10 protein-coding genes are annotated in these 12,315 nt (G+C 64.8%); 8 read left to right on the forward strand and 2 right to left on the reverse strand.

Annotation, left to right across the window (positions count from 1 at the left end; genetic code table 11):
- Nucleotides 1-33 precede the first annotated feature (33 nt).
- The 6 genes from leuS (at nt 34) to P8T11_RS11965 (ending at nt 7,254) form a co-directional block, all read left to right on the forward strand.
- Complete coding sequence (gene leuS, locus P8T11_RS11940; protein ID WP_268081746.1) at nt 34-2,691, forward strand: leucine--tRNA ligase; 2,658 nt, start codon at nt 34-36, stop codon at nt 2,689-2,691.
- A gap of 11 nt (nt 2,692-2,702) precedes the next feature.
- Entirely contained in the window at nt 2,703-3,365 is a 663-nt protein-coding gene (gene lptE / locus P8T11_RS11945) for an LPS assembly lipoprotein LptE (RefSeq protein ID WP_268081745.1), read from the forward strand.
- Nucleotides 3,366-3,368: 3 nt separating this feature from the next.
- On the forward strand, nt 3,369-4,424 hold the full coding sequence (holA, locus tag P8T11_RS11950; RefSeq protein ID WP_268081744.1) for a DNA polymerase III subunit delta: 1,056 nt from the start codon (nt 3,369-3,371) through the stop codon (nt 4,422-4,424).
- A gap of 184 nt (nt 4,425-4,608) precedes the next feature.
- A complete protein-coding gene (locus P8T11_RS11955; RefSeq protein WP_268081743.1) occupies nt 4,609-5,889 on the forward strand; it encodes a glutamate-5-semialdehyde dehydrogenase in 1,281 nt (426 codons plus the stop codon).
- Nucleotides 5,890-6,083: 194 nt separating this feature from the next.
- The gene (locus tag P8T11_RS11960) at nt 6,084-6,464 is read left to right on the forward strand and encodes a hypothetical protein (RefSeq protein ID WP_268081742.1); all 381 of its coding nucleotides are present in this window, start codon (nt 6,084-6,086) and stop codon (nt 6,462-6,464) included.
- Nucleotides 6,465-6,468: 4 nt separating this feature from the next.
- Nucleotides 6,469-7,254, forward strand: coding sequence for a 2-keto-4-pentenoate hydratase (locus tag P8T11_RS11965; RefSeq protein ID WP_268081741.1), 786 nt, complete (start codon nt 6,469-6,471; stop codon nt 7,252-7,254).
- A 102-nt stretch (nt 7,255-7,356) separates the two neighbouring features.
- Here P8T11_RS11965 and P8T11_RS11970 read toward each other — a convergent pair whose 3' ends face one another.
- Complete coding sequence (locus tag P8T11_RS11970; RefSeq protein WP_268081740.1) at nt 7,357-8,766, reverse strand: amidase family protein; 1,410 nt, start codon at nt 8,764-8,766, stop codon at nt 7,357-7,359.
- A 92-nt stretch (nt 8,767-8,858) separates the two neighbouring features.
- Nucleotides 8,859-9,728, reverse strand: coding sequence for a LysR family transcriptional regulator (locus P8T11_RS11975; RefSeq protein ID WP_268081739.1), 870 nt, complete (start codon nt 9,726-9,728; stop codon nt 8,859-8,861).
- A gap of 132 nt (nt 9,729-9,860) precedes the next feature.
- Here P8T11_RS11975 and P8T11_RS11980 point away from each other — a divergent pair, with 132 nt between their 5' ends.
- Nucleotides 9,861-11,288: an MFS transporter gene (locus tag P8T11_RS11980; RefSeq protein WP_268081738.1), complete on the forward strand. Its 1,428-nt coding sequence runs from the start codon at nt 9,861-9,863 to the stop codon at nt 11,286-11,288.
- 67 nt (nt 11,289-11,355) lie between these two features.
- Nucleotides 11,356-12,303 (forward strand): 3-hydroxyacyl-CoA dehydrogenase NAD-binding domain-containing protein, encoded by a 948-nt coding sequence (locus P8T11_RS11985; protein ID WP_268081737.1) that lies wholly within the window; start codon nt 11,356-11,358, stop codon nt 12,301-12,303.
- Nucleotides 12,304-12,315: the final 12 nt, after the last annotated feature.

The following is a 12,315-nucleotide window of genomic DNA, read 5'->3' on the forward strand; positions in this document are numbered from 1 at the left end:
GGCTCACCCTTTTTTGCCACCGTGCCCGAGCCCATGCAGGAACGTTACCTCCCCACTACCGTCGAAGCGGCCGCCCAACAAGACTGGCAGGCCCGCGACGCCTATCTGGTCCATGAACATGCGAAGAACGCCGACGGCTCCGAAAAGCCGAAGTTCTACGCCTGCTCGATGCTGCCCTATCCCAGCGGCAAGCTGCACATGGGCCACGTGCGCAACTACACCATCAACGACATGATGGCGCGCCAGTTGCGCATGCGTGGCTATAACGTCCTGATGCCCATGGGCTGGGACGCTTTCGGCATGCCGGCGGAAAACGCCGCCATCAAGTCCAAGGTGCCGCCGGCCAAGTGGACCTACGACAACATCGCCTACATGAAGAAGCAGATGAAGGCGATGGGTCTGGCAATCGACTGGTCGCGCGAAATGTGCGCCTGCGATCCCCAGTATTACAAGTGGAACCAGTGGCTGTTCCTGAAAATGCTGGAAAAGGGCGTGGCCTACCGCAAGACCCAGGTGGTGAACTGGGACCCGGTGGACCAGACCGTGCTGGCCAACGAACAAGTCATCGACGGCCGCGGCTGGCGGTCGGGCGCGCTGGTTGAAAAGCGCGAAATCCCGGGCTACTACCTGCGCATCACCGACTACGCCGACGAACTGCTGGGCGCCGTCCAGAACGACCTGCCCGGCTGGCCCGAGCGCGTGCGCCTGATGCAGGAAAACTGGATCGGCAAGTCCGAGGGTCTGCGTTTCGCCTTCCCGCACAAGATCGCCGGCCAGGACGGCCAGTTGATCCAGGACGGCAAGCTGTACGTCTTCACCACCCGCGCCGACACCATCATGGGCGTGACGTTCTGCGCCGTGGCGCCCGAACACCCGCTGGCCACGCACGCCGCGCGCAACAACCCGCAGTTGTCCGCCTTCATTGAACAGTGCAAGTTGGGCGGCACGACCGAGGCCGAAATGGCCACGCGCGAAAAGGAAGGCATGCGCACGGGCCTGACCGTCACGCACCCGATCACCGGCGCGGACGTCGAGGTCTGGGTCGGCAACTACGTGCTGATGACCTACGGCGACGGTGCCGTCATGGGCGTGCCCGCGCATGACGAACGCGATTTTGCCTTCGCCAAGAAATACGACCTGCCCATCGCGCAGGTCGTGGACGTGGCCGGCAAGGAATACTCCACCGACGCCTGGCAGGAATGGTATGGCGACAAGCAGTCCGGCCGCACCATCAATTCCGGCAAGTACGACGGCCTGTCGCACAAGGAAGCCGTGGACGCCATCGCCGCCGACCTGGGCGCGCAAGGCCTGGGCGAAAAGCAGACCACGTGGCGCCTGCGCGACTGGGGCATCTCGCGCCAGCGCTACTGGGGCACCCCGATCCCGATCATCCACTGCGCCGACTGCGGTCCGGTCCCGGTTCCCGAAAAAGACCTGCCCGTCGTCCTGCCCGACGACCTGATTCCCGACGGCAGCGGCAACCCGCTGGCCAAGAACGAAGCCTTCCTGTCCTGCGCCTGCCCCAATTGCGGCAAGCCCGCCCGCCGCGAAACGGACACCATGGACACGTTCGTGGATTCGTCCTGGTACTTCATGCGCTACACCTCGCCGGGCAACGACAATGCCATGGTCGACGCGCGCAATGATTACTGGATGCCGATGGACCAGTACATCGGCGGCATCGAACACGCTGTCCTGCACTTGCTGTATGCGCGTTTCTGGACCAAGGTCATGCGCGACATGGGCCTGCTCAATTTCGACGAGCCCTTCACCAAGCTGCTGTGCCAGGGCATGGTGCTGAACCACATCTATTCGCGCAAGACGCCCCAGGGCGGCGTTGAGTACTTCTGGCCTGAAGACGTCGAAAACGTCTACGACGACCGCGGCGCCATCACCGGCGCCAAGCTCAAGTCGGACGGCTCGGCCATCAACTATGGCGGCGTGGGCACGATGTCCAAGTCCAAGAACAACGGCGTCGATCCGCAATCGCTGATCGACACGTTGGGCGCCGACACGGCACGCCTGTTCGTGATGTTCGCCAGCCCGCCCGAGCAGACCCTTGAATGGTCCGACTCCGGCGTCGAAGGCTCCAACCGCTTCCTGCGCCGCCTGTGGTCCATCAGCCACGCTCGCCGCGACGCGGTTGCGCGTGGCCTGGCCAATGGCGCCGACTGGTCGCAAGCCACCGCCGCCGTCAAGGACCTGCGCCGCGAGGTCTATACGCTGCTCAAGCAGGCCGACTACGACTACCAGCGCATCCAGTACAACACCGTCGTGTCCGCCTGCATGAAAATGCTGAACGCCATCGATGACGCCAAGCTGACCGAAGACGCCGCCGCCGATGCCGCCTATGCCGAAACGCTGGGCGTGCTGCTGCGCGTGCTGTATCCGGTGGTGCCGCACATCACCTGGCACCTGTGGCAAGACCTGGGCTACGCCAAAGAACTGGGTGACTTGCTGGACGCGCCGTGGCCGCATGTGGACGAAGCCGCGCTGATCGCGGACGAAATCGAGCTGATGCTCCAGGTCAACGGCAAGCTGCGCGGCTCGATCCGCGTGGCCGCCGGCGCCGCCAAGGAAGACATCGAAAAGCTCGCCGCCAGCCAGGAAGAGGTCGCCCGCTTCCTGGAAGGCCGTCCGCCCAAGCGCGTCATCGTGGTGCCGGGCAAACTGGTCAACGTCGTAGGCTGATGAGGTCAAGCATGTACATCGCCGGGCAACTCTCGCACTCCCCCCGCCAATCCTGGCTGCTGCGCGGCGCCTGCCTGGCGCTGTTCATGCTGCTCTCCGCCTGCGGCTTCGCGCTGCGCGGCGTCACCCCAATGCCGTTCGACACGATGTACATCGGCATGCCGGACAACACGCAGTTCGGCGCCGACGTGCGCCGCGCGTTGCGGGCGGCCTCGCCCAATACCACCCTGGTGGATACGCCCAAGGAAGCGCAGGCCATCCTGCAGCAAGTGAACGATACCCGCACGCTGCGTGAAGTGTCCTTGAACGCGCAAGGCCGGGTCGAGGAATACGAACTGGGCATCAACTACACGTTCCGCCTGATCGACAACCAGGGCCGCGCGCTGATCCCGGACACCACCTTGTCCATCTACCGCGAAATGCCGTATGACGACCAGGTCGTGCAGGCCAAGCAAGGCCAGATCGACAGCCTGTACAAGGCCATGCAGCGCGACCTGGTGTCGCGTCTGCTGCGCCGCCTGACCGCGCCCGATGTGCATCGCGCCTATGAAGAGGCTGCAGAGCGCGGCGAAAACGGCGAGATCCCGCTGTTCGACCCGAACGCGCCGCAGCAAAGGAGAACGCCCACGCCTTGGCAAACGCCGTCCACCACGGACCCGGCGATCCTGCGCTAGGCCATGGCACAGTCTTTGGACGCGGACCGACTTGCCGAGCACCTGCAGCGGCCCGGCAACCGGCTTGCCCCGCTGTATACGGTGTCTGGCGACGAGCCCTTGCTGGTGACGGAAGCTGTTGACACGTTGCGCGCCTCGGCGCGCAACGCGGGCTATACCGAACGGCTTTCCATGGTGATGGACGCCCGTAGTGACTGGAGCAGCGTCCTTGCCGCCACCCAGAGCGTGTCGCTGTTCGGCGACCGCCGCATTCTTGAAATCAAGATTCCCACCGGCAAGCCCGGCAAGGCCGGCGCCGACACGCTGACCAAGCTGGCCGAGCAAGCCGAAAAGCAGGCCGATGCCGACACCCTGATCCTGATCGCGCTGCCTAGGTTGGACAAGGCCACCCGCGAAAGCCGCTGGGTCCAGGCGCTTTCGCGCGCCGGCATGATGGTCGACATTGCCAACATCGAACGCGGCCGGTTGCCTGCCTGGGTCGGCATGCGGCTGGCGCGCCAGAACCAGCGTGCCGACGGCGCCACCCTGCAATGGATGGCCGACAAGGTCGAAGGCAACCTGCTGGCCGCGCACCAGGAAATCCAGAAGCTGGGCCTGCTGTATCCGGAAGGCCAATTGGCGGCGGAAGACGTGGAACGCGCGGTGCTGAACGTGGCGCGCTACGACGTCTTCGGCCTGCGTGACGCCATGCTGGCCGGCGACATCGCGCGCACCATCCGCATGATCGACGGCCTGCGCGCCGAGGGCGAAGCCCTGCCGCTGGTGTTGTGGGCGGTGGGCGAAGAAATCCGCCTGCTTGCGCGCGTGGCCGAAGCGCGCGCGCTGGGCCAGGATGCCAGTGGCCTGATGCGCCGACTGCGCATCTTTGGTGCGCACGAGCGTCTGGCGCTACAGGCGCTGAACAGGGTGCAGCCCGGCGTCTGGCCCGCCGCGGTGCAGCACGCCCATGACGTCGACCGCCTGATCAAGGGCCTGTCCGTCGCCGGCCGGCTGTCCGACCCCTGGGAAGAAATGACTCGCCTGGCCCTGCGAGTGGCCGCGGCGGGTGGACGACCGTGATGGCGGCACTGCCGCCACCTTCGCCATGCTGTCCCCATGTTTTCCCGTTGCCGTCTCGATGCCTCCGGCCTTGCCGCCGGAGATACACTGAATCCACCGGCCTCCAGGCGATAGACCTAGACCTTAGACTCCAGCCTTTCAGGTGGCCGATACACCGCCGCTTGAAGCCGCCCCGAAACACTCCATGATTGACGCCGCCATGTCCTCGTCCTCCATCGAACACGCCATGCTGACCTTGGGCGAAAACGCCCGGCGCGCCTCGCGCGCCATGATGCGCGCCAATAGCGCCGCAAAAAACAAGGCGCTGCTGGCAATGGCCGACGCCTTGGCCGCCAGCCACGACGAGCTGAAGGCCGCCAACGAGAAAGACGTCTCGGCCGCCCGGGCCAATGGCCTGGAACCGGCGCTGCTTGACCGCCTGACGCTGTCCGACAAAACCCTGGCCCACATGGCCGAAGGCTTGCGCCAGATCGCGGCGCTACCCGACCCCATCGGCAGCATCACCGCCACCACCGTGCGCCCCAACGGCATGCGCGTGGCCCAGATGCGTGTGCCGCTGGGCGTCATCGGCATCATTTACGAATCGCGCCCCAACGTCACGATCGACGCGGCCGCGCTCTGCCTGAAGTCGGGCAATGCCGCCATCTTGCGCGGTGGCAGCGAAGCGCTGCACTCCAACATCGCCTTGGGCCGAGTGGTCCAGACTGGCCTGGCCGCTGCCGGCTTGCCCCCGGAGGCCGTGCAGGTCGTGGCCACCGCGGACCGCGCTGCCGTGGGCAAACTCATCACCATGACGGAGCATATCGACGTCATCGTGCCCCGGGGCGGCAAGGGCCTGATCGCGCGCCTGTCGCAGGAAGCCCGCGTGCCCCTGATCAAGCATCTGGATGGCAATTGCCACGTCTACATCGACGCGGCGGCCGACCCGGACAAAGCGCATTCCATTGCGTTCAACGCCAAGACCTACCGCTATGGCATTTGCGGCGCCATGGAAACGTTGCTGGTCGACGCGGTCGCGGCCGTCTCCATTTTGCCCACGCTTGCGGCGGCCTTCGTCGAGCACGGTGTGGAGCTGCGCGGCTGCCCGCGCACGCTGGCTTTGCTGCCCCACATTACGCCGGCAACCGAAGCAGACTGGGGCACGGAATACCTGGGCCCCACCCTGGCCGTTCGCATCGTGGACACCCTGGATGACGCCATTGAGCACATCGCACGCTGGGGCTCCGGCCACACTGATTCGATCGTCACCGAAGATTTGTCGGCGGCACAACGCTTCCAGCGCGAAGTGGATTCCAGCTCGGTCTATGTCAACCTGCCAACCTGCTTCGCGGACGGCTTCGAATACGGGCTGGGCGCCGAAATTGGTATCTCCACCAACCGCTTGCACGCGCGCGGCCCCGTCGGCCTGGAAGGCTTGACCACCCTGAAGTGGGTGTTGAGCGGCGAAGGCCAGGTGCGCGGCTGAACATCAGTGGCGCGCGGCCAGCCCCGCGCGCCACGGCTGACGCAGCCCTGAACACGCGGCATCGCCAAGCCTTCTACAATACGGCCATAAAATTCTGGGTCAGCGCACTGAGTTTTGATTTCTTAGTCCTGCTTTCTTGGTTCTGCTTTCTTTTCATCCCAACGCGGCGCGCCGCGCAATCTTGAGATCCCCCCATGCATTCACCTGTCATGGCCATGGCCTTCAGCCTATTCGTGCTTTGCTTCATCACTTGTACGCTCAGCGGCATCGTTCTGTTCTTCTTCAAGTGCAAGGAGATCAACGCCCGACTGAAGCATCCGTATTTGCAGCACCGCCCTTGGGCCCAGTACCCCCTGTCGATCCAGGCCGCCATCATGCTGGACTATTTTTTCCGCCTGATGTTTCCGGGCACGCGACTCTGGCTGATCGGCAATGCCAACGACCTGCTGGGCCACGTTGATCCCAAACAGACACCGCTGTCGCTGAAGTGGCCCATTGTCGGCTTCTGGGGTTCGTGCTGGTTGGGGCTGATTGCGATGATCGTCCTGTGGGTCATGCTGTTCCTGGGCCGCTGATCCCATGCAGATCCACATTGAAGACTATCCTGGCAGCGAGGACGCCGCCCGCATCCTGATCGCCGCGCGCGACGCGGGTGTGGCGGGCCCACGCTTGCCCGCTGACTGCCGTCCGCAATCGCTGGGACAGGCCTTTGCCGTTCAGCAGCGCACCGCGCAAGTACTGCACGACATGCGGCAGGACCGCGTCGCGGCCTGGAAGAGCGCGTTGCCGTCCCCCGAGAAGACCGTGGTGGCGCCCATTTACGCATCAGGCACGGCCTACGCTGACGCGGGCCCGGTCGCTACGCGCACCAACGTCGTGCGCGTAGAACCTGAAATTGCGTTCGAGCTTGCCCACGACCTGCCCGCCCGTGACACGCCCTACACCGAAGCCGAGGTGGACGCCGCCGTGGGCAGCGCCCGCTTGGCGCTTGAAGTGCTGGGCTGCCGTTATGCGGCGCCGGAACACGCAAGCCTTCCCGAGCTGCTTGCCGACCATATGTTCAACGACGGCCTGGTGCTGGGCCCGCGCATTGCGTCGCCCGACGCCGCCCCGGCCAGCATGACGCTGACCTTATTGGTCAACGGAAACGAAGTGGAGCAACATCCCGGCTTCCATCCCAACGAACAGCCCAAGGCCGGTCTGTACTGGTTGGCCAACTTCCTGCGGGAGCAAGGGCTGGGCTTGTATGCCGGCCAGCACGTCATCACCGGTTCTTACGCCGGGTTCCTTGACGTGCCTGCCCATCAGGACATCGAGCTGGTCTATGGCGATCTCGGCGTGCTGCGCGTGCGTTTTGGCACCTAGTTGACCCCTTCGCGTGACGTCATCGGGCCTTGCCGCGCCCAGGTGTGCGCGGCAAAGCCCTTGGCGATTCAGTCCTGGTGATTCAGCCTTGGAGAATCAACGTTATTCCGGTTCGGCTATCGTGACGGCGTCGCCGCCGGCTTCAATGATTTCGCCGGCAGCCAGGCATAAGTCCTCGCGATAACGGCCTGCCACGATCTGCACGCCGACCGGGCTTTGCCCGACGCTGCTCATGGCTTGGCCCATCGCCACCGACAAGCCGGGCAAGCCCATGAAGGGCACACCGATCTGTGTCATTTGCGCACGCCACACGCGGGCATAAGCAGCGTCACCTTGCAGATCCAGCTTGTCCGGAAACGGAAGTTCGGCGGATACCGGCAGCAACAGGATGGGGTATTCGGCCAAGAACATTTCCCACATGCGGGTCAACGTTGCCCGGCGCGTCAGCACGGCGGAAAAACTGTTCAGATTGGCATCGGCCGCCTTGTCACGCTGGCCTCGCAACGCTACCAACGCGCCTTGGTCACCCTCTTTTTCCGCCGCCGCCAGCATGGCGTCATAGCCGTCCGCCATCCACATCCGTATCTGAAGATCGGCCGCCTCTTGCATGGGGGGCACGGCATCCAGCGTATCCACCGTCCATCCGGCTTCGGTCAGGCGGCGTGCGGCTTCCTGCAATGCCTTGACGACCGCGGGTTCGGTATCCATGCCATCGGGGTTCACGCACAACGCGGCACGCCGCGGCACATCCGGCCCCACCAGCTGAGCCGGCACCCACCAGGGGTCGCGAGGGTCTGGGGCGGCCAAGACGGCAAGCCCCAGGCGTACGTCTGCAATGGTGCGGCCCAAGGGCCCGGACACCGCCGTAAGTTGTCCGCCAATAGAGCGTTCAGGCAAGGCTGCGTTGTAAGCCGGCACGCGGCCTAGCGAGGGGCGCAAGCCGTGTACGCCGCAGGCGTAGGCAGGGTAGCGGATAGACCCGGCGATGTCGGTGCCATGAGCCAGATGGCCGATGCCTGCCGCCACCGCTGACGCCGCCCCGCCCGACGACCCGCCCGGTGTCAGTGCCGCATTTCGCGGGTTGCGTGTGTCGCCATGCAGCGCATTGCCGGTGAACCAGCGCAAGGAAAACGCCGGGGTATTGGTGCGGCCCAGAATAACGGCACCGGCCCGCAAGAGGTTGTCGACCACAGGGCTGTTCGTGGCGGCGATCAGGTCTTTTTGCAGCTTGACCCCGTTGGTGGTGGCGTGGCCCGCCTGATCGACGTTGACCTTGACGGTAACGGGTACGCCAGCCAAGACGCCGGGATCTTCCCCACGCGCAAGCTGCGCATCCACGTCGGCTGCCCGCGCCATGACCTCGTCAGGACGATGATCCACGACCGCGTTCAGCGCGGGATTCACGGCGTTGAGCCGTTCCAGCGCGCTTTGCGCGGCGTCGACGGCGGACACTTCACGTTTACGGATACGGGAGGCAAGCTCAACTGCGGACAAACGCCAAAGATCAGACACGCGTCACTCCTGAGATCGTGGATTTTTCGGGCCAAGCAAACCTTAGCGCCTGTCGCGCCCGCCCACAAGCCGCTACTCATCGCAGGAGTGCGCTATTTGTCCCCTTCGAACACCTCGACGATCGCGTCCGCCACCGCTCGCACGCGCGCGGTGCGGTTCAGATCACCATGCATGACCAGCCACAAATCGTAAGGCTCGCTACGGCTAGGCCAGATGCGCACCAGGTCTGGATAATCCGGCGCCATATGCGTGGGCAATTCGCCGATTCCCAGCCCCGCTACCACGGCCTCAAGGATCATCAGCCCGGAATTCAGCTCGATGGCGATACGGCCGTTGCCCGTGGGTTCGCCGCAGAATGTATCGGACCACCCCGGCAACACCGCCTGCTGATAGGTCACCAGCGTATGGCCAGCGAACGCGGTGCCCGGGCGCGGCTCGCCATGTGCGGCAAGGTATGCACGCGACGCATACAAGCCGACCTCCTTGCGGGCCAGGTGGCGCTGGATCAGTTCGGGGTTGTCGGGCTTGATATTGCGGATCGCCAGATCCGCCTCGCGCCGCGTCAGGTTGCTGATCTGGATCGATGCCGACAGCGCCACACGAATATCCGGATGCTGGGCTTGCACCCGCCGCACGGCCTCCATGATGAAGTGGCTGGCCACGGTTTCAGACGCCGCCACGCGCACCACGCCGGACAAGCGATGATCCAGGCCCTGCATCTGCCGCTGCAACTGGTCGGCCGCCTGCTCCATGCGTTGCGCCGCCGCAAAAGCCAGTTCGCCCGCCGCGGTGGGAACGTAGCCGCCCGGCGTACGCAAGAACAAGCGCGCGTCGAGCGACGCTTCCAGCGCAGCCAGGCGCCTGCCCGCCGTTGCCTGGTCGATCTGCAACAGGGCCGCCGCGCCGCGCAGCGTGCCGACTCGATAAATGGCCAGGAATATTCTGGCGTTGTCCCAATCCATAGCGGCCTTCCTTTTCATCGACAGCCTTGAATCGTGATGCATTTTTGCATCACGATAAAGCAGTTTCTCGGATTTTTTGCAGCAAGGAAAGGGCCTAAGCTTCATTCCTCGAAAAGCCGCAACCGTTACGCCATGACCTCCGCCTGCCCGCACGCCCCTAGCCCAGAAGTCCCCACCGCCCCAGTCCAGCTTCCCGCCGCTGACGCCAAGCCCCTTACGGGCTGGCTGCCGCTCGTCACCCTGGCCATCGGCTTTGTCATGGCGATGCTGGACGTCACGGTGGTCAATGTCGCGCTGCCCAGCATCGCCCTGCAATTTGTCGTCCCGCTGACGGATCTGGTCTGGATCGTGGACGGCTATACGCTGACCTTCGCCGCCTTGTTGTTGGTGGCCGGCGCGCTGGCTGACCGGTACGGTGCGAAGACCATCTATCTGGCGGGGCTGGCCGTGTTCACCCTGGCCTCGTTGCTATGCGGCCTGGCGCCAGACGCCAACACACTGATCGCCGCCCGCATGCTGCAGGGCCTGGGTGCTGCGTTGTTCATGCCCAGTTCCTTGAGCTTGCTCACGCACGCCTATGACGACGAACAGGTGCGCACCCGGATGCTGGCCGCCTGGTCGGCCATCGTGGCCGTGGCGGGCGCGGCCGGCCCCTTGATCGGCGGCGTACTCATCCATCAATTCGGCTGGCGTGGCATTTTCCTCATCAACATCCCGCTTGGCCTGGCCGGCCTGTGGCTTGCCCGCCGGCGTATCCAGAACGCGCCACGCCGGCCTCGCGCGCTTAACCCCTTGAGCCACCTGCTGGGCGTGGTTGCACTGTCGTCGCTGTGCTTCGTGTTGATCCAAGGCAACGCCTACGGCTGGGCGTCCAGCCGCATAGCCGGCGTCACCGCGCTGTGCGCCGTGGCTGCCGTGCTGCTGGTGCGCCGCGAACGCCGCCATGTCGAACCGATCCTGCCGCGCGTCCTGTTCACCACCGCCCACTTCGCCGCCGCCAATGGCGTGGGGTTCCTGATCAATCTTGCCGCGTACGGCCAACTGTTTCTGCTTAGCCTGTTCCTGCAGCACGCACGTGGAACTGACGCGCTTCAGACCGGCATTCAACTGGTTCCGATGCTGGCGGTGTTCTCGATCGGCAATATGATTTCGGGGCGTGTTTCCGCGCGCTGGAACGTGTCGGCCTCGCTGTTGGGAGGGTTATCGCTGGCTGCGGCCATGAGCGCTGCCGGCATCATTGCGTTCTCGCCCGACATTGCCTATTGGCCTTTTGCGATCATGGTGGCGCTGGGCAACCTGGGCGTGGGTATCGCCGTGCCCGCGATGACCAGCGTCGTCATGCAGGTCTCGGGCAAGCACCACGCCAATAGCGCGGCGGCTGCCTTGAACGCGAACCGTCAGTCCGGCGCGTTGGTGGGCGTGGCCTTGATGGGCACCATCCTGCATGCCCTGCCTGACTGGAACGCCAGCCTGCCCGTGGCCTATGGCGTGATCGCGGCCAGCTACGTGGGCGCGGTGGTGTTGGTCTGGCAGCACCTGCGCCACGCACGCAATGTGTGATTCGCGGTAGGCATGGGCTCGGCGTTTGCTTCACAATGTGGCCAAACCCAATAACCAGGAGAGCCGCATGTCCCGCACCGCCGAGCCCCAGCCGTCCATCCGCCGTATCGCCATCGTGGGCGCCGGCACCATCGGAGCCAGTTGGGCGGCGCTGTTCCTGGCTCGCGGGATGGACGTGGTGGTCAGCGACCCTGCGGGCGATGCCGAAGCGCAAACACGGGCCCGCGTCCAAGCCGCGTGGCCCGTGCTGGCTGAATTGGGGCACGTCACTGAAGGCGCTTCGCCAGAGACCCTACGATTTGAACCGGACTTGGCCCAGGCGCTGGCCGGTGTGGACTTCGTGCAGGAAAACGCGCCCGAACGCGAAGACTTCAAGATCGACCTTTTTGCCCGCATGGATGCGATGCTGCCTGCCCATGTCATCGTCGCGTCCAGTTCGTCGGGCCTCATCATGAGCCGCCTGCAAGCCCGTTGCCGGCATCCCGAGCGCTTTGTCATTGGCCACCCTTTCAACCCGCCGCATCTGATCCCGCTGGTGGAAGTGGTGGGCGGCGACAAGACCTCGGCAGCGGTCATCGAGCAGAGCATCGCGTTCTATAAAGCCATGGGCAAGTATCCCATCCGGCTCAACAAGGAAGTGCCGGGGCATATCGCCAACCGGCTGCAAGCGGCAGTCTGGCGTGAAGCCATCCACCTTGCCGCGGAAAATGTCGCCAGCGTCGCGGATATCGACGCCGCCGTCTCGCAAGGCCCAGGCCTGCGATGGGCATTGTTTGGTCCGCATATGACGTTTAATCTGGGTGGCGGCGCAGGCGGGCTGGAAAACTTCATGAACCACCTTCTGGGCCCCGTGCAAACCTGGTGGGATGACCTGGGCGCACCCGAGGTCACGCCGGCCCTGCAGCGCAAACTGATTGATGGCGTCAACGCCGAGGCGGGCCAACGCAGCATTGCCGATCTGGTGGCAGCGCGCGACGCCCAGCTCACCGCGCTGATCAAGGCATTGCGCCGATAGACGCCGACCTTC

It is taken from the genome of Achromobacter spanius (assembly GCF_029637605.1).
Lineage (GTDB): Bacteria > Pseudomonadota > Gammaproteobacteria > Burkholderiales > Burkholderiaceae_B > Achromobacter > Achromobacter spanius_E.

What these genes read in the sequence shown, in the direction of transcription:
- P8T11_RS11975 (WP_268081739.1), bottom strand. Translation starts at nt 9,728, where the DNA reads ATGGATTGGGACAACGCCAGAATATTCCTGGCCATTTATCGAGTCGGC.
- lptE (WP_268081745.1), top strand. Translation starts at nt 2,703, where the DNA reads ATGTACATCGCCGGGCAACTCTCGCACTCCCCCCGCCAATCCTGGCTG.
- P8T11_RS11985 (WP_268081737.1), top strand. Translation starts at nt 11,356, where the DNA reads ATGTCCCGCACCGCCGAGCCCCAGCCGTCCATCCGCCGTATCGCCATC.
- P8T11_RS11960 (WP_268081742.1), top strand. Translation starts at nt 6,084, where the DNA reads ATGCATTCACCTGTCATGGCCATGGCCTTCAGCCTATTCGTGCTTTGC.
- holA (WP_268081744.1), top strand. Translation starts at nt 3,369, where the DNA reads ATGGCACAGTCTTTGGACGCGGACCGACTTGCCGAGCACCTGCAGCGG.
- leuS (WP_268081746.1), top strand. Translation starts at nt 34, where the DNA reads ATGCAGGAACGTTACCTCCCCACTACCGTCGAAGCGGCCGCCCAACAA.
- P8T11_RS11980 (WP_268081738.1), top strand. Translation starts at nt 9,861, where the DNA reads ATGACCTCCGCCTGCCCGCACGCCCCTAGCCCAGAAGTCCCCACCGCC.
- P8T11_RS11955 (WP_268081743.1), top strand. Translation starts at nt 4,609, where the DNA reads ATGATTGACGCCGCCATGTCCTCGTCCTCCATCGAACACGCCATGCTG.
- P8T11_RS11965 (WP_268081741.1), top strand. Translation starts at nt 6,469, where the DNA reads ATGCAGATCCACATTGAAGACTATCCTGGCAGCGAGGACGCCGCCCGC.